This is a genomic window from Acholeplasma sp. ORD1043, assembly GCF_057808485.1.
On record NZ_JAQLOJ010000002.1, the window covers coordinates 39,439 to 58,376 of the forward strand.

The window sequence follows — 18,938 nt, forward strand, 5'->3', positions numbered from 1 at the left end:
AATGTTTTTTAATATTTATAAACTATTTTCTTGTTATTGGCTGTTAACCATTTATAACCCTAATTAATTTTCAAATCTAGCCGCTTTAAATCTTAGGCTAATAAGTAAAGCGTCTGCTTGAATCGCATCCATGGAATCTGGATCCCATCCTTCTATCCAGATAGACACTGTAGCATGTCCTCTGTATTCATAGATGCCATCTACTTCATTCACTAGGATAGTTTCTGCGACTAAACTTACTTTATCTAGTGCGATATCATCTTGTAGTGGTGAGAAGTTAGATAAACGATAAATCATATTATTTGGTGCTTCAGGTGGTACTAATCTAACACCTAATCTTCTTTCGTAGTAATCAAGTGCTCCAAATAATTTTCCGTATCCACGTGCTTCGTTTTCAGAAGGGTCATATATAAATGATAATTCTTGTTCATCATTTACAACTCCTATTCTAACAGCGTCAGACGCGTGATACAAGCGATTTTCTCCTGCTGTGACATATATGTCACCATCATTAAAATCTATTGGTGATGTCCAGTTTACACCACGACTTACAACAAATGTTCCTTTGGTGTTAGGTGCAAGTTCGAAACTTGGTGTTTTCCTATCTGCTAGGTAAACAAATTTTTGATGCGCTGCTTCATTTTCATTATCGGTAATCACTTTGAAGTAGACATCAAATGTGAGGTATTCAGTCCTTGGATCTGCATAAACTCTTGTAGATGTTGGACTTGCGTAAAAGGTTTTGCCATCCGGTGAGGTGATATTGGTTAATCTAGTTGTCTTACCGATATGTTCCCTTAACATTTCTTGTGTAATATTCTTGTGATAGTTTATACCATCTAATGATAGGTACAAATTATCATCTTCTCCTACTCCCATTTCAACCCCATCAACGAGTGATGATTTTGAAGTGTTAAACCAAGCGTATACTGAGGTGGTTAATGTAATGGATATTAACGTGAGTGCAAATAACGCTGCATATATTTTCTTAAGCATTATGAGCCTTCTTCGTTTACCGAGAAAATCATTTGGAGTTTTAGTCTACCACCCATTAAATCTTCTTCGGTGTATTTACCAATACTCTTTAAATAATCTTCTAAGTATCCATCAATCCAAAGTATGACGCTAATTTTAACTGTGTTTTGAGCTTTTAACTGGAAGATATTACCATCAACTGCAACTTGTCTTGATGCAAATGATAGTGACTGCACACCTGGGATTCGATAAGATTGATATTCATAGACATCTGCAACATTATCAACGACCACCATAATTCTTAAGTGTTCTTCAATATGTTTTGAGGTTTCTAAAAATAGAATCTTATAATTCAACCTGTTGATGGTTGCCGCCTCGTTCATATTCTTTAAGTAGAATGTGAATGCAATAACTTCTCTATCTTTATCTTTAACATCAGGAAGGTAATATCCAGGAGTTTGTATGACATTTTGATAGTGGAATGCCATCACACCTTCGTAGGATGCTTGGTTGACAAAACTCATCCCAGGATATCTTAGAACAGTACGTGATTCAGCAAATGTTGAATCTTCTGAGATTCTAATTGAACTGTCAGAAAATTGATCAATTGCTACTGACATATCCCCAGTGTATTGTCCATAAAATGATACGACCCCCATTGTTACGGATAAGAATCCAAACAGTGGAATGAAGAGGAATATTAACTTGGAAAATTTAGTGGCATTTCTAACGGTTTTACCAATGCCCCATACTTTACTTAACGCCATGGTTACCTCGTTACCTCGTTTAAAAAACAAAAAGCCAGTGCCACATAAATTGTTGGCAACTGGCTACCATTTGACAGGTCCTATAGTTTTGCGTCACTAGATTTCTCTAGCTTTGCCTTTTTCGTATACTAGTATTTTATCACGTTTTTTTATAGTGTCAACAAAAATGTATGCGACAAATTTCTAATCCTCAGATTGTCTTAAGAAAGCCGATAACTGTGTTTGATCTAAAGGTTTTGCGATAAAATAACCTTGCGCATATGAGACGCCTTTTGTATACATATCCTGAAATTGTTCTTCAGTTTCTATACCTTCTGCAACCAGTTTGATTTGCTGTGACTCGACAAAATCAATAAGCATCTTTAAATACTTACGTTTATTATAATTTTCTTCTAGTTTGAAGAACTCTCGATTGAGCTTAATCATGTCAATCTTAAATCGTTCTACGATGTCTAATACGTCATAATCTGTCGTTGAGATATCGATTGCAATTTGGAATCCTAAGGTTTTAATTTTAATTAAGTTACGTCTAAATATTTCATTTTGTTTGTAAAGCGAGAATTCTGGAATTTCAATCGCTACTAATTCTGCTTTCGTTCTATGTTTTTGAATTAATCTTTGGAAGATTGTAAAAGTTTCTTCATTTAGAATCTGACGAGGAGAAACGTTAATATTGACCACTAGGTCATGGATTTGATATAGCTGACTTAAATCAGTTTGTAAGAGGAGCGCTTGTTCTACACCCCAAATACCAATTTCATCTAATTCACCAGATTGTTCTGCCATACTCAAGAATGAACCTGGTGCTAAGAGTCCTCTTGTTGGATGTTGCCAACGTAAGAGTGCTTCAACCCCAAGCACTTTAGTTTTATCCTCAGTTGAAACAATTGGTTGATAGTAGTACAAGAATTCTTCTTTTTGAATTGCTTCTTTAATTTCATGATATAAATCAAGATATTCCTTACCTTGATTCAGTTCTTCTGAATAATACTTAATATCATTACCACCATTTTTCTTAACGATATACATAGCAATATCTAATGCTTGGAATAAGTGCTCTTTAGTATTACCGTGTAGCGGGAATGTTGCAATTGAAATACTTACTGTTTTCTTAATGGTGACACTATCTAGGATATGCACCTTACGTTCTGAATCTTTTTTAATTTGTTTAGCCAGATAAATAATTTTAGAATGATCAAAACTATCTGGAATAAAGACATAGAATTGGTCAGGTTTAATACCTTGTGAGATCACAGATTCTTCAGGAAGACTTGATTTAATATGATTAGAGACATAACTCATAATCAATTTTTCTTCTTCTTCATTGAAGGTATCAACAATATCACGGTAATGGTCTAAGTCAATTAGAAATAACGTAAATGGTTTATTCTTCTTACTATTTCTTTTAATTGTACGATCAATTAATACACTTAAAGTATTCAGCGGTACAACTTGGTCTTGAACTAAAAGTTTTTCATCACGATATCTAATGGATTCTTTTTTTACAACGATAAAGATTCCAAAGACTGCACCATCAAGAGCTAGTGTAACAACGATTGTTATCATAATCTCTACCATATTATTCACTAAATCCTACTTTCTTTTTCTTTAAGAAATCCTTTGCATCTTTATGAGGCATTGGACGTGCAATAACAAATCCTTGAATAATCTCTCCGCCTTCTTTTTTAATGATTTCTACTTGTTTTTCAGTTTCGACCCCTTCAAAGATCACACCTAATTTTAAATTCTTACCAAGCATGGTCATTGTTTTTAAGATTTGGCGAGAGGTAAACGATGTTTCAATTTCATCAACAAACTTCTTATCAATCTTAATGACATCAACTGGTAATGTCTTTAAATAAGATAAGGATGAATACCCAGTACCAAAGTCATCTAAATGAATTTTAAAGCCTAGTTGTTTTAATGATTTAAACTTCTCGATAATTAAATCAAATGAAACAACTAAAATTGTTTCAGTTAACTCAATAGCAATTCTTTCTGGGTTAACATCATATTTCTTTGTAAAGTCGATTAATTCTTGGATAAAACCTGGTTGAACAAGTTGTCTTGGCGAAATGTTAAATGAAAACTCAATATCTGTTTTATTAAAACTTTCAGCAATTGTAAATACTTTATCAATGATTAAACGACCAAGGTCAATAATTAAATTAGACTTTTCTGCAATTTTAACATAGGATGCAGGAGATTCTTTTTGATATTTTGGATTATTCCAACGAAGGAGTAATTCAAACCCTACAGTTTTATTGGTTTCAACATTGTATTGAGGTTGTAGATACATCTCAAACTCGTCATTTGCAATACCTTTTTGTAGGTCTAATTCCATTTGTTGGTTTTTAGAAGTGTATTCTAAGAACTTTTCATTATATAGTACATGAGAATAAACAGTTGATTTTAATGCACGTTCTGTAGTAATCTCTAGGATTTCTAGTATTGAATCATTATCCATTGACATCACTTTACCTTGATTATGAACAATACCAGCTTTTAGTGATACAGTAAATGGTAAATCCGATAAAATGACGGAATTATTGATTTTTTCACTCACATTTTGAACCCATGAATCAACCATATCATAATTTAAAACATTTTGAACTAAAACTGTATAGCGATCATTTGTAAAATGATAAAACTTCATGGTTTCTTTATCCATGTGTTTTTTAATTTCATCAATTAATTTTTTTATAAATTGACGAGCAAATTCACGTCCAATGGTATTTTGAATTGTATCAAAATCCTCAACAGCAAAAGAAACAATTGAGAACTTTCTGTTCTTATCGATGCTTTCTAGTGTTTCTTTTAAGAACATTTCATTTGGTAATTTAGTGATTTGATTATTTAAGGCAAAATCTCGGTATTTACCTTCAAAACCTGTAACTTTATTTGCTTCTTCACCAATGAGTAAATACCCACGTTTTTTCTTTACAATAACAAATCTAAAATCTTTCTTACCTTCTTTTGTTTCAATACCCATGAAGAAAGCTTTTTGCATCTTAAGTGTTTCTTTAATGTTGATTTTATCTTTAGTAACATCTGTGATCATCTTAACAACATCTTTCGAGACTAACTCAAAGAATTTGGGATTAGCCATACGAAGTTGGCCCAGACCACCAACATCAATCACAAGTACGGATTGAGGTAGTTCATCTTTATGTTTGTTGTAAAGTTTTTCATCATCATAGCGGTATTTTAAACCCACTAATGAGAAAACCAAGAAGGCAATTACACAGAATAAAGAAAGTGTTAAATACGACCAAATAAGCGGTAAATAAGCTGCTAAATATGGGGCTTGTTTAACAATTGAAATAAAGAGTAAGTCACCATCTAATTTATGGAATGATAAAATAAAACTTTCATTATTAGATTGGAAGTCAAAGTGAGCTTGTGAGTTTTTTCCAATTAAGTTATCTAGTGTACCAAAATATTGTGAAGGGTATAGATTTGTGTTAAAGAAATTTTTTGAAATGAGTGATTGGTCTTTCGCATATAAGATATAGCCAGATGTTGCAACTACATATTGTGTGTCAGATAAAACGACACCTTGATTAGCAAAGACTGATTCTACTTCTTTATATGCGACTTCTTGTTCACCTTCTTTTTTAAGTACTAAGACTAAGGTATCATCAACCTCATCACTAAATAAAGTTGATAAAGGTGAGATTGTATACATGTTAAATGGCACTAAAGGATTAAGTTCAGTGGTGTATTGTTTAGTATTCCAATTTAAGATACTGTCTTGATAAGCATCATACAATCCATGAAGCATATCATCAAGACTTTGCGTTCTAAGTTCATGTTCATTATGTGCAATGAGATTGGCTTCTCTTTTAAATGTTGTGTCTAATAAAAAGATATAGAACACATAAAAAGACAGGAGTAAAACTCCAAAGATTATGACGAGTCTTATAATATGTCTTTTTGTCTCTGTAAACATCTAGCCTGTGCCCTCTAATCTCTTCCTTATATTCTTATTATCTTATATTTGAAGCGATTTTGCATCATAACTAACTAATTTATTCTATTTATTATGTATTATAACATGAATGTGGATTCATGTTATTTCTTTATGTTGGTGATAAATAAAAAAAGGCTTCCATATTCTGGTTACCTTTTTTTGTTGAGCTTGCGCATTTTAATAAAGGGGTAAACGAAGGATTAGTTTTTAGCTTCTTGAGCGATTGCTCTTAAAGCTGCAATGTTTAATAAATTCCATGGTTTATTGAAGTGTGGTTGGAAGAAGAAATCTTGGAATGCTAAATCTTCAATAGTCATGTTATTTTGGATTGCTACTGATAAGATATTCATCTTATCTGTTAAATCGTACTTAGATAGGATTTGACCACCTAAGATTTTTCTTGTATCTTTGTCGTAAACTAATTTTAATAATGCTTCTTCATATTCTGGCATAAATTCAGGACGGTTTGTATCGTGTAATAGATAAGCACCATAGTTGATACCCATATCACGAGCAACACCTTCTGTTAAACCGGTTGATGCGATTGATAATTCATAAATTTTGATACCTGATGTACCTTGAGTACCACGATATTTAACAACGTTGTTTTCGATGTTCATACCAACTAATGTACCCATTCTTACTGCATTTGTTGCAAGTGGAATGTATCTGTATTCATTGGTTGGATTGTAGAATACGTTCACACAGTCACCACATGCGTAAACATCTTTGTTTGATGTTTGCATGTATTCATTAACAACTAAAGCACCATTTGGTGTAGTTTTTAAAACACCTTCGTATAATTTAGTGTTAGGTCTGAAACCAATACACATAATGACTAAGTCAGCTTCAAATTCATCTTTATCAGTTGTAATATGAGTTACTCTATTACCTTCTGTCTTAAAGCCTTTAACTTTTTGACCTAAAGCAAGTTTAATGCCATTGTCAGTAAATTCTTTTTCAGCAAGCGTTGTGAATTCTGGGTCTAAGTATTTAGGCATAATTCTTGATTCGCCATCAACTAGAACAACTTCTTTACCCATTAATTCAAAAGCCTCAGCTAGTTCAACACCGATGTACCCAGCACCAACAACAACAATCTTGTTAGCATCTTTTGATTTTTCGATAATTTCATTTGCTTGATTGAAGTTCTTTGATAATAAGACGTTTTCTGAATTAATACCTTCAATCTTTGGTACGATTGGCCATGAACCAGTTGATAAAACTAATTTATCAAATGAATCAGTGAATACTTCATTTGTGTTTAAATTTCTAACTTCAAGTGTTTTAGCATCATAGTTGATTGATAATACTTCGTGTTCCATGAAGACATTAGCACCAAGTTCAGCTAATTCTTTTGGTGATGAGTAGAATAAACCATCTACATCTTTAACAATTCCACCTACATATAGTGCAATACCACATGATAAGAATGATACGTTGTCATTTCTTTCATAAACATTAACAGTGATGTTTTTGTTTTGACCTAAAATATTTTTTACTGCTGCTGTACCCGCATGCGTACAACCGATAACTACTACTTTCATAAAGTCCTCCCATCCACAAAAAAGTTTGTGGATCTATCTTTTTTTTATATATAGTTTGATGTCTAAATCGAAATCGCGACTTAATTTTATATCAAATGTAAATATAAACAACTTAGTTGCTTTTGAAAACGTTTTACACATTTTTAGATAAAAAAAGGATAGCTTTCAACCACTATCCTTGTATCACTTTTGTGTGAAATTGTCTTATTTAAATCAAGATTTTTTCTTTGAAAATATACCAAAAATCTTTTTTAAAATATCTTGTTGAACTTGTGTTCTTAAAATTAGGTTCACTGTGAAATAAACGATCACACCTAAAATAGCATAAAGCATTAATAATATAGCAGTAGTTATTTCATAACTAAATGTACCATTCATCATTTTATCGATGCCACTTGATATCACTGGCTCCATGAAGTATACAGCTAATCCCATTAAGATACTAGCGATCATTGCTTTATATGTTTTTAAAATAATTAATGTAAAATTGATTTCTTTTCTGATTAAAATGATTTGTGCAAGTACTACCAGTGCTTCTGCGATTAAAGAAACAATAACTGCACCATATGCACCATAAATTGGAATAAAAATAAAGTTTAAAATTAATGTGATAATTGCCCCAGTTGAGACAGAGATAATAAATCCTTTATTCTTATTTGTTGGAATCATGTATTGGACACCAATCACATTAGAAATGACAACTAAACTAATTTTAATACTATATAATGCAAGGATATCAACAACTGGTAGATAATCCATACCAAAGAACCAAGGAACAAAGATATGAGATAAGACAATTAATCCAAACATCATCGGATAAGCAAGATAAGTTGTTACATGAACACTTTTATTGAGTAAGTCTGTAATTTTCTTCTTATCGCCTTCCTCATTCAGTTTACTGATTCTTGGCACCATCACCATTGCAAGCGATGTTGCGATTAATAGCATGGTGTTGACAATCATCGCACCACTATCAAAAAAACCTACTTGTTCTTGTCCTGACATAAACCCAATCATGGTTGTATTTAATGATGTATATAAAAGAATAATTGCTTGTGGTAAAAATAAGGTTAATGTACCCTTAATATGTAACGAAGGATGGAAATCTCCTTTTAAAGTTTTAAGTTCTTTAACAACAGTTTCTTTTCTAATTGAAAACCATAAGATCAGCTGACCTAAGAGTTCTGCTGCTGCTAGGATTGTTGCATAAATATAAATATCTTCTTTTGTTCTAACAAAGACAAAAATTGAAACAACTGTTAAGATTTTTATAATTGAATTTCTAATAACAATTGATTTAAATCTTTCAGACCCTGTGAAATACCAAGTAATATCAATTAAATTAACGAATAACCAAATACCATGGAAGTAAATTAATTCATCACCAATTAAAGGTGGCATAACTGTGAAATATAACGTAATAGCAATCACTGATGTTATTGCTTTTAAACCTAATATTTCCCAGAATGTTTTCTTTAATTTATATGGATCATCTTGAGCGAGTGAAATGACTTTAGTACCATAGAGTTGTACACCTAAAAGTGCAAGGTAACTAAAGTATGTCATAAATGTATTAGTAAATGAAAAACGCCCCATCCCGTCTGGTTCTAAAACACGTGATAAATATGGTTTTAGAATAATTGGGATGATGACTGCTAGTACTTGATAGATTAAGTTATAAATATAGTTTTTAGAAACACTAGCTTTCTTCATGAAGTTCTTTTTTCACCATTGATAAAGCAGATGCAATGACTGCATGCATATCATAATACTTATATTCTGCTAATCTGCCACCAAATAAGTATTTAGTTTCCTTATCTGCTTTTTCTTTATATTGCTTATACATTTCATTATTTTGATCATCATTGATTGGATAATACATTTCTTTACCTTGACTAAATTGATCAGGGTATTCTTTTGTGATAACTGTTTTTGGTTGTTTACCAAATTCAAAATGTTTATGTTCAATGATTCTAGTAAATGGTGTTTCTCTATCTGTATAGTTAATAACTGCATTACCTTGATAGTTTTCAAGGTCTAACACTTCATGTTCAAAACGTAAAGATCGATAACCAAGCACACCATATTCATAGTTATAGAACTGATCAATTGGACCTGTATATAAAACTTTTTTGGCAAGTTGATCAAAATGATTTTTATCTTTAAAATAATCCACACCTAAACGAACTTCAATACCATCTAAAAGTTTTTCAAATATCCTTGTATACCCACCAATTGGGATACCTTGGTATGTATCATTAAAATAATTATTATCGAAAGTAAAACGAACTGGTAATCTTCTAATAATAAATGCAGGTAATTGATTGCAGTCTCTACCCCATTGTTTTTCTGTATAACCTTTAATTAACTTTTCATAGATATCATAACCAACTAAGTTGATTGCTTGTTCCTCTAGGTTTTTAGGGCGTTCAACAAAGTATTTAGCTCTTTGTTCTTCTATTTTATCCATAGCTTCTTTAGGTGTTTTGACACCCCACATTTGATAGAAAGTGTTCATATTAAATGGTAGGTTATAAAGTTCACCTTTGAAATTCGCAACCGGACTATTGATATAATGATTAAATTCAGCAAATTGGTTAATGTACTCCCAAATAACTTTATTAGAGGTATGGAAAATATGTGCACCATACATGTGCACATTAATACCTTCTATTTCTTTGGTATACATATTGCCACCAATGTGATCTCTTTTATCAATAACAAGTACTTTTTTTCCACGTCTTTTTGCTTCATATGCAAAGACTGAACCAAAGATACCAGCGCCTACGATTAAATAATCATACATTAATTATTTTCTCCTTTAAAATAGGATAAGTATTTATCCTCAACCATTTTAGCTTGATAATCTATTTTATATACATTTAATTTAGATGTGTCATTTAATACTCTTGATACGTTCATATCAAGAAAAGTTGATATTTTTCTTGCCCACATATCTGTTGATAATTCTAATGGTAAATAATGAATTGAATCAATTAAGTTAATTTCGCTTGTAATATTGGTTGAGTATACTTGTGGAAGGTTTGAGAATAACGATTCAACACCAACCACTGGTAAACCTTCATATAAAGAAGGTAATAAGAATAAATCAATTGCTGAATAGAATTTATAGATATCTCTTCTTGGTGAAAAGACTGTTATCTTAGATTCTAGTTTCTCATTACTAATAAATTCTAAAATGTTTTTCTCTAAAGAACCTGAACCAACCATTAATAAATGAATATCACTTCGAAGTTTTAACAGTTCTTTAAAAACATTTAGCGTATGCATTGGATTCTTTTGAGCCTCAAAACGGCCAAAGAAACCAATAAGTTTAGTCTTGTTATCAAGATTTAATAAATTTCTAATATCCTCTCGGTACTCTTGATTAAATTGGAATTTTTCTTCATTAATCGCATTGTGCGATAAAAAGAATGCCTTATCTTTAAAGAAGAATTTACCTGCAATTTCACTACAACTCCAAAGATCAGATGCTGCATGAATTGTTTTTGGTATTAAAAGTGCATTTCTAAATCTTTTAATTAAACTTGGACTACTTTGAGTCGCATGGGCATGGAAGATTCGAACCGGTATACCAACGCGCTTAGCTTCTCTTAGGTATGGCATACCCCAGTTAAATTCATGAGAATGGACGATATCATACTTATGTTCATGAAATAACTCTTTAGCATGCTTAACAAACTTAGCATAATTCTTCATCGAAATCTTTGGTGAATATAAGATTCTATCGTTATATTTTTCAATCATATCAACATATTTTTGATCTGCTGTTTTGGCAATCAAAAAATCAACTGAGAATTTCTCATGATCTAGTCGTTGATAATGGTTCATAACATAACTTGTTATACCATTAGTTAATTGGAGTTCTGTTAAGATATGAAGCAGTTTGATTTTCTTCATCTTTTGACATCCCCTTTAATACCTACTATTTTTTTAGGTATAGCTTTGATAGTTTCAACAAAAGGATTTCTTTCAATTTCAATAATATTTAATTCTTTGACCTTTAAGTTTTCTTTTAAAACCCAAACATTAAATAAACGTTCTGAGATAAAGCCAAAGATTCTTCTTTGGTATTGATCATAACTTGATATATCAACATGTTTTTCTACTTCAAAAAGAATTGTGAATAAGAATTCTGCATATTGATTCAATAATTCCTTTTTCATAATAAACATATTAAATAAATATGGACGTTTAGACTTCATCACTTCATCAAATGCTTTTAAAAAATCCGGATATTTATGTTCAATAACTTCTCTAGCATAGAAAAGGTCTTGAATATAATGGTTACGTTCATAATTCTCTTTGACAGTAACTCTCATCTTAGGTCTTTTTGGTAGGATAATATCATACTTTTCTAAGTATTTTTTTATTTTATCCCCTTTTAAACCATGATACTTAAAGATGTTTATTGATTTAGGTGAAAAAAGTCTTCGGTAGTGAACTAAACCTACATAATCATTCTTATCTTTTTTCCAAATGTAATATAGTGCGGTTAATTCACTGTATGTATCGTTTTTCTCAGAGATTAAATCTTTATCGTGGTCTGATAAATAGCCTGGTATTCTATCTTTATTATGTGCACCAACTTGAATAAATTCATAGTTTTCATCAATGTATTTACTCACCTTTGGATATTGTTTATGGGTAGCAATATAAACTTTTAATGACATAATCATCAATCCTTCTTCTTTTTTCTAAGTAAGTTTTTGTAGATAAAGACTCTTAAGAAACCTGGCATGAGACACACGATTAGTGATGCTGTATTTGACTTAAGATATTGGAAAGTGGACATATGTCCTTCTTTTTTTAATAACTTCTTAAATCGATTAATTGATTTGTAGTATTTAATACCGCCACGACGACGATAAAAATCTTTATTAACTCTCATGTATGTAATACAATCAGGGAAGTTATAAAATATAGCACCTGAATTTAACATTCTAACCCATAGGTCATAGTCTTCAACTAAATAGAAATCACGGTAGTTACCAGCACGTAACACAGCAGACTTTTTAAACATCACTGATGAATGTCCAACCGGGCATCTTTTCTTTGAGAATTCAAAAACTTCTTCATGTGTTTCAGGAAGTTTACGTAAAATAATTGATGTGTATGGATCATCTTCAAACTCAATAATTGAAGAACCAACGACATCTACTTTAGGATTCGCTTCAAAGTATGCGACTTGTCGTTCAAACCTATTTAAGACAGATACATCGTCTGAATCCATTCTAGCAACATAATCATACTTAGTTAATAACATCCCATCACGGAGTGTTAAACCAAGACCTCGGTTTGTTTCAAAAGCATGTGTTCTAATTATTGGATATTTAGTTTTATATTCAGAAAGTATATTTGATAGCTCTTCTGTAATTGGACCATCTTGAACAATTAAAATTTCTGATGGTAAAAGCGTTTGATTCACCATTGAATCAAGGGCTTCTTTTAGCCAAATAGGGTTATCTTTTTTATATACTGACATTAAGACAGAAAATTCAATCATAGATTGTAGTTACCTCATAACAATTATATCATGTATGGGAAAAAGAGATTACAACGTTTCGTTTATGATGCAGTTTTCTACTGTTATAATACAAAAAAAGATGTGTATAAAAAGTTAATCTATACACATCTTTAATCTATATTTTTAAATAATCATTATTTATTAAGATACCATTTAATAAACTTTTCGATACCTGTTTTGAAATCTGTTTTAGGGTCATAACCGATTAAATTCTTAGCTTTAGTGATATCAGCATAAGTTTGATTAACATCACCAGGTTGCATTGGAAGTCTATTTATAATCGCTTTTTTACCAATGACTTCTTCTAATGTTTGAACCATGTAATCTAGTCTAATAGGACTTGATTCACCTAAGTTTAAGATTTCATAAACATTATTGTTTTCTTCAACGTATTTAATGGATTTCGTTACACCATCAATGATATCTTCTATGAAAGTGTAGTCTCTTGCATTAGAACCATCACCATAGAATGGAATTGGTTTTTCATTTAAGATTAATCCTGCAAACTTATGTATAGCTAAATCTGGACGTTGTCTTGGGCCGTATACTGTAAAGAATCTTAAAAAGATCATATCCATGTTATATAGTTTATGATAAACATGTCCTAAAACTTCGTTTGCTTTTTTAGTTGCTGCATATGGGCTAATTGAGAAATCAACAACATCAGTTTCTTTAAATGGAACTTTCTCATTATTACCATAAACACTTGATGATGATGCAGCGACCAACTTTTTAACACCATATCTTTTAGCAAGTTCTAAAATATTTGTAGTTCCTCTACCATTGACTTCTTGATATAAAATAGGGTCCTCGAGTGAAGGACGAACGCCAGCTCTAGCTGCAAGATGAACAATTGTATCAATATTATTATTTTTAAAAATGCTTTCTAATAATTCAAAATCACAAATATCTCCTTGAACTAAAGTATAGTTTGGATTTTGTTGATGTTCTTTAATATTATTCCATTTAATCTGAGGGTCATAATATTGATTGAAGTCATCAATGACCACAACTTTATGGTTGTGCTTTAATAGGAAATCAACTAAATGACTACCAATAAACCCTGCACCACCTGTTACTAAATAAGTTTTCATAATCAATCCCTTTGATATAAGTCTCTTGTATAAACTTTTTCTTCAACATCTTTTAATTCTGAAGAAAAACGGTTAGCTACAATGACATCTGACATTTTTTTGAATGCTCCTAGATCTTTAATGACTTTAGAGCCAAAGAATTCATCATCTTGTAAAACGGGTTCATAAACCACAACTTCAATACCTTTAGCTTTTATTCTTTTCATAATGCCTTGAATTGAAGATGATCTAAAGTTATCAGACTCATTCTTCATCACAAGTCGATGAATACCAACAACTTTTGGTTTTTTAGCAAGAATCATATCAGCTATATGATCTTTTCTAGTTCTATTGGCATCAACGATTGCACTAATAATATTGTTCGGTACATCTTGGTAGTTCGCAAGTAATTGTTTAGTATCTTTTGGCAGACAATATCCACCATAACCAAATGAAGGGTTATTGTAGAAATCACCAATTCGAGGATCAAGTGAAACACCTTCAATGATTTGTTTAGTACTTAAACCGCGAACTTCAGCATAAGTATCAAGTTCATTAAAGAATGCTACACGTAGTGCTAAAAACGTATTTGCAAATAGTTTTATTGCTTCAGCCTCGGTTGAATCAACAAGTAATACTGCAACATCTTTTTTTAAACTAGCATTTTTCAATAAATCAGCAAAAATTTTGCCAGCTTCACTTTGGCTACCTACAATAATTCTTGATGGGTAAAGATTATCATACAATGCTTTACCTTCTCTTAAGAATTCAGGTGAAAAAATAATATGATCCGTACCAAATTCTTCTTGAAGTTCTTTAGTATATCCAACAGGAATTGTACTTTTGATAATGATATATGCTGACTTATTTTTTTCTCTAATGGTTTTAATCGAATTATAAACACTACTTGTATTAAAGTAGTTTAATTTTGGATCATAATCTGTTGGGGTTGCAATAATGATATACGATGCATCTTTTAATGCTAATTCAACATTAGATGTCGCTATTAAATTTAATTGTTTTGTTTCTAAAAATTCATTTATTTCGTGGTCGACAATAGGACTTTTTCTTGCATTTACTAAATCAACTCTTGTTTGATTGATGTCATAAGCAACAACTTCATGATATTGAGATAATAACACTGCATTTGATAGCCCTACATAGCCAAGGCCAAAGACAGTAATTTTCATATTCATTCTCCTCGTAGAATTATTATAGTACACAAAGAATTATAAGTCTATTAATCCGTATGTACCTATAAAGAAAAGATACCTTAGTAGGTATCATCTCTGAAATTTAATCTAATTTGATTATTTCAATCTTATATATGCTACTTTATCTTCATTCTTTACTTCAAATTCACTAAATGTTTTAAAGAAATTTAAAGCTTTTAATTTAGATCCGTAGTTAATTGGGTCAAACCCTGGATATTTCTTTCTTAGTTGGTTAGCAACTAATGACCAGTAAGCCCAACCATCATCTTCTAAATTGTCATCAATAATTTTCTTTAACTCAGATAAGATTGTTTCTATCTTAGTAATTAATGAGTTTGTATTGGTTGATTCATTCTTTTGTTTCTTAGGTTGAAGTTCTTCTAGGATTTTATCGATATAATAAAATCTTTCATATGAATTAACTAAAACCTCAGGTGTTTTTGATTCGCCCATACCAATGAGATACATATTATCTTCTTTAAGACGAATGATTAATTTTGTAAAGTCAGAATCTGATGAGGCGATACAAAATCCATTCACTTTATTAGAATATAAAATGTCCATGGCATCAATAACTAGGGTGAAGTCAGAAACATTGCCTTTGTTAGAAAGATTTGCATATTGTTGTACGAAGGTTAGAGAGTATTTTTCAGCTTTAGCTTTCCACGTTTTTAAACGCTCTTGGGACCAATCACCATAGATTTTCGCTATGGTGATTTTCCCGTGTTTATTTGCTTCGCTGATAATGATGTCTAGATAGTTTGGAGAAATGTTATCTGCATCGATTAGTAGTGCTAAACGATAATCCTTGTCAATCATCTTTGAGTTCCAATAAAGAATAATGCAAGTACACCAGCACCAGTATGGGCACCGATAACTGGACCAATCGTTGAAACAACTAATTCAGAAACTTCAAACTTCTCTTTGATTAAACTTACTAGATAGTCAACTGCTTCTTGGTCATCTCCGTGTCCAATGTAAACAACTTGAGGGCCAGGTAAGGCAGTTTTAACCATTTCATCAAATAATCCTTTAATCGCACGTTTGCGGCCAATAGCCTTATGACGCGCTTCTAATTTACCTTCGTTTGACGCTGATAATACTGGTTTAATATTTGCTAGTTTTGCAATGAAACCTGCAGCTTTAGAAAGTCTACCACCTCTGACTAAATGTCCAATATCATCAACTGTAAACCAGTGAGCGATTTTTGGAATCATTTCTTCAGCGTAGGCTTTAACTTCTTCAATTGAAGCACCAGCTTGTTTTTTCTTAGCTGCTAACGTGACTAAGAGACCTTCCCCTAAGGAAGCACTCTTTGTGTCTACTAATAAAATCTTTCTTTCAGGGAATTGTTCTTTTAATTCCTCAGTAGCAATACGCGCTGAATTAAAAGTACCAGATAATCCAGATGAGAAGGCTAACACTAAGATGTCTTTACCATCTTTTAAGATTGGAGATAAGATTTCTAAGTATTCGTCTGGATTAATTTGAGAAGTTGTAGGTTGTGCCCCTTCTCTCATCATATCGTAGAATGCTTTTGGATCTAATTCTCTGTTGTCTAAATAGTTCACATAAGATTTATCGTTTACATGAAACTTAAGTGGTACAACAACTAAATTATGTTCTCTTGCAAGTTGATCTGGTAAGTCTGTTGTTGAATCTGTTATGATGACGAAATCCTTCATAATTTAAACTCCTTTAGTTTATTTTGATCAAACTTCTTGGCTATTTTATTTAAAGCCGGTAATACATTTGGTTTTCTAGTTAATGTATTGTGAGCATCGCTCGCAATTAAATCAACTAATTCTAAATTTATTAACTTCATAGCGCGTCTTTTAGTAGCAAATCCATCACTGCCTAAAATCGCACCAGCATTTACTTGGATTAGGACACCATCATTTTTCATACGTATGATATCATCTAATTCTAGATATGGATATCTTTCAATATGGGCTAAGATGGGTTTAAATCCTTTAGCAATCAAATCATACATGACATCTGAAATTGGATCATGTTCTTTAGTTGAAAATTCCATTAAGATGTACTTTGTACCTTCAAAAACAAACCTTTCATAATCAGTTGTTTTTAAGGCATCATATTTTACTTCTGCACCAAGATAGAGTGTCATCTCTGGCAGTTTTTCTTTTACGTATGCTTTGAATGCTTCAAATCTTGGTTTTAATTCTTTACTAGAAACTTTTTGAACTCGGTTTTGAACATGTGGCGTTAGAACAACTCTTGTAATACCTTGAGCTAGTTCCATTTTTAGCATACTAAGTGCCATCTCATAGGATTTAGCACCATCATCTACCAAAGGCAGAATATGGTTATGCATATCAATCATAATTATTCACCGTCTTCTGGTGCGTCCTTAGATGTGTAACCATAGCCATAACCATAAGTATATGAATAGAGTTCATTCTCCTTGATATCAACTTGAGTAAATACTGAACCAATAATGTTAACATTGTTTTGTCTTAATGTGTTGATTGCTTCATTAATGACTGCTTTTTTAGCTTCATTTTGAGCAACAACGAAGATCACACCATCTGCTAGTCTTGTAATATAAAGTGCATCAGATACTGCAATAACTGGTGGTGAATCAAGAATTACATAATCAAAGTCTGTACGAAGTTTTGCGATTAGGTCTTTTAATTTTTGAGCTTCTAAGACGTTTACAACAGCTGTTGTTTTTTCACCTGCTACGATGTAGTAGGTATGTAATTCTTCTGAATACTTGATTAAGTCTTTATACTCAATTTTACCTGCTAGATAATCTGTAACGCCACCTTCATTTGGTGCTTTAAAGATTCTATTAATTTTAGGTTTTCTTAAGTCTAGGTCAACTAAAACAACTTTCTTACCCTTCTTACCAATTAAGAATGAAAGATTAGAAACAAAGGTTGTTTTACCAGCACCAGCTAGGGACGAAGTAAATTGAATAACCTTTAAGTTACCATCAACGTTGACGTATTCAAGATTGACTAAAGCTTTTTGGAAAGCTTCTGCTACATATGACATTGGTTGTTCTTTAGATACGATATAGCTGTAATCTGCTAAACGTTCTTTTTGGAATAGTTTACGTCTTCTCATGCTTTCTTTCTCTCTTTAACATCAAATTCTGGAATAACACCAATCACTTGAATCTTAGTTCCTTGTTCCAGTTGTTCTTTTGTCATATAAGCATTACTAAATAATAATTTCATAAAGGCAAACGCCATACCTAAGATAGCACCACCAACTGCACCAACAATGATATATAAAATCTTATTTGGTGAGTCATTCTCAGGGATACCTGCTGATGTTAATTCAACAAATTTGTTTTCAAACATATCAACATCATTATCAATAACTACCGCAGTTAAGGCTGCTGCCATAACTTGTGAGAAATCTTCATCAGTAGATGTGAAGCTAATTCTAATGATGAATGAAGTTGTTGAAGATGAAACTGCAATACCTCGTCTAATTAAAGTATTAGACATTCCATTTAATTTTTCAGTATGATCAGGATCAGTTACTAACCCAGATGTTTTTACTTTGTTAATAATGTAATCACTCTTAACGAATTCTGAAGCTGTTTGAATTAATCTTTGTGTATCTAAATAGTTAATTCCACCATCTTCACCACTGCCACCACCTACTGGTACTTGAACTAAAACTTCACTTGTTGATTTATATTGATCTGGAACTAATGTAAAAGCATAAACTCCAACTGCAATGGTAACAACTAAAGTGAATGCTGTAATAAGAATCCAGTTTACTCTAATAACCCTAAAGATATCAGCTAAACTAATCCCAGATTCCTGTTGATTTTGGTTTTCAAAATCCATATTTATTTCTC

General features: G+C 31.6%; 17 protein-coding genes and 1 riboswitch. All 17 genes read right to left on the minus strand.

What is annotated here, in order from left to right:
- Positions 1 to 63: 63 nt before the first annotated feature.
- Entirely contained in the window at positions 64 to 996 is a 933-nt protein-coding gene (locus PG914_RS01305) for a hypothetical protein (protein ID WP_488821884.1), read from the minus strand.
- Complete coding sequence (locus PG914_RS01310) at positions 996 to 1,742, minus strand: hypothetical protein (RefSeq protein ID WP_488821885.1); 747 nt, start codon at positions 1,740 to 1,742, stop codon at positions 996 to 998. The genes PG914_RS01305 and PG914_RS01310 overlap by 1 nt, the downstream gene beginning before the upstream one ends.
- Positions 1,743 to 1,793: 51 nt before the next feature.
- Positions 1,794 to 1,869, minus strand: a riboswitch (cyclic di-GMP riboswitch).
- 56 nt (positions 1,870 to 1,925) lie between these two features.
- Complete coding sequence (locus tag PG914_RS01315; RefSeq protein ID WP_488821886.1) at positions 1,926 to 3,320, minus strand: EAL domain-containing protein; 1,395 nt, start codon at positions 3,318 to 3,320, stop codon at positions 1,926 to 1,928.
- Position 3,321: 1 nt separating this feature from the next.
- Positions 3,322 to 5,694, minus strand: a complete 2,373-nt coding sequence (locus PG914_RS01320; RefSeq protein WP_488821887.1) for an EAL domain-containing protein — start codon at positions 5,692 to 5,694, stop codon at positions 3,322 to 3,324.
- A 221-nt stretch (positions 5,695 to 5,915) separates the two neighbouring features.
- On the minus strand, positions 5,916 to 7,262 hold the full coding sequence (locus PG914_RS01325) for an FAD-dependent oxidoreductase (RefSeq protein WP_488821888.1): 1,347 nt from the start codon (positions 7,260 to 7,262) through the stop codon (positions 5,916 to 5,918).
- A gap of 213 nt (positions 7,263 to 7,475) precedes the next feature.
- Positions 7,476 to 8,975 carry a flippase gene (locus PG914_RS01330; RefSeq protein ID WP_488821889.1) on the minus strand — a complete coding sequence of 500 codons (1,500 nt, stop codon included), beginning with the start codon at positions 8,973 to 8,975 and terminating at the stop codon, positions 7,476 to 7,478.
- Entirely contained in the window at positions 8,962 to 10,068 is a 1,107-nt protein-coding gene (glf, locus tag PG914_RS01335; protein ID WP_488821890.1) for a UDP-galactopyranose mutase, read from the minus strand. The genes PG914_RS01330 and glf overlap by 14 nt, the downstream gene beginning before the upstream one ends.
- Complete coding sequence (locus PG914_RS01340) at positions 10,068 to 11,183, minus strand: glycosyltransferase (protein ID WP_488821891.1); 1,116 nt, start codon at positions 11,181 to 11,183, stop codon at positions 10,068 to 10,070. The genes glf and PG914_RS01340 overlap by 1 nt, the downstream gene beginning before the upstream one ends.
- A complete protein-coding gene (locus PG914_RS01345; protein WP_488821892.1) occupies positions 11,180 to 11,956 on the minus strand; it encodes a DUF4422 domain-containing protein in 777 nt (258 codons plus the stop codon). Before PG914_RS01345 ends, PG914_RS01340 begins: the two co-directional genes overlap by 4 nt.
- A 5-nt stretch (positions 11,957 to 11,961) precedes the next feature.
- Positions 11,962 to 12,789 (minus strand): glycosyltransferase, encoded by an 828-nt coding sequence (locus PG914_RS01350; RefSeq protein ID WP_488821893.1) that lies wholly within the window; start codon positions 12,787 to 12,789, stop codon positions 11,962 to 11,964.
- A gap of 155 nt (positions 12,790 to 12,944) precedes the next feature.
- Positions 12,945 to 13,904 (minus strand): GDP-mannose 4,6-dehydratase, encoded by a 960-nt coding sequence (locus tag PG914_RS01355; protein WP_488821894.1) that lies wholly within the window; start codon positions 13,902 to 13,904, stop codon positions 12,945 to 12,947.
- A gap of 2 nt (positions 13,905 to 13,906) precedes the next feature.
- A complete protein-coding gene (locus tag PG914_RS01360; protein WP_488821895.1) occupies positions 13,907 to 15,073 on the minus strand; it encodes a nucleotide sugar dehydrogenase in 1,167 nt (388 codons plus the stop codon).
- A 120-nt stretch (positions 15,074 to 15,193) separates the two neighbouring features.
- A complete protein-coding gene (locus tag PG914_RS01365) occupies positions 15,194 to 15,916 on the minus strand; it encodes an NYN domain-containing protein (RefSeq protein ID WP_488821896.1) in 723 nt (240 codons plus the stop codon).
- Positions 15,913 to 16,782, minus strand: coding sequence for a DegV family protein (locus tag PG914_RS01370; protein ID WP_488821897.1), 870 nt, complete (start codon positions 16,780 to 16,782; stop codon positions 15,913 to 15,915). The genes PG914_RS01365 and PG914_RS01370 overlap by 4 nt, the downstream gene beginning before the upstream one ends.
- The gene (locus PG914_RS01375; protein WP_488821898.1) at positions 16,779 to 17,441 is read right to left on the minus strand and encodes a CpsB/CapC family capsule biosynthesis tyrosine phosphatase; all 663 of its coding nucleotides are present in this window, start codon (positions 17,439 to 17,441) and stop codon (positions 16,779 to 16,781) included. Before PG914_RS01375 ends, PG914_RS01370 begins: the two co-directional genes overlap by 4 nt.
- A gap of 2 nt (positions 17,442 to 17,443) precedes the next feature.
- Positions 17,444 to 18,190 carry a CpsD/CapB family tyrosine-protein kinase gene (locus PG914_RS01380; protein WP_488821899.1) on the minus strand — a complete coding sequence of 249 codons (747 nt, stop codon included), beginning with the start codon at positions 18,188 to 18,190 and terminating at the stop codon, positions 17,444 to 17,446.
- Positions 18,187 to 18,927, minus strand: a complete 741-nt coding sequence (locus PG914_RS01385) for a YveK family protein (RefSeq protein WP_488821900.1) — start codon at positions 18,925 to 18,927, stop codon at positions 18,187 to 18,189. Before PG914_RS01385 ends, PG914_RS01380 begins: the two co-directional genes overlap by 4 nt.
- Between the last annotated feature and the right edge of the window lie 11 nt (positions 18,928 to 18,938).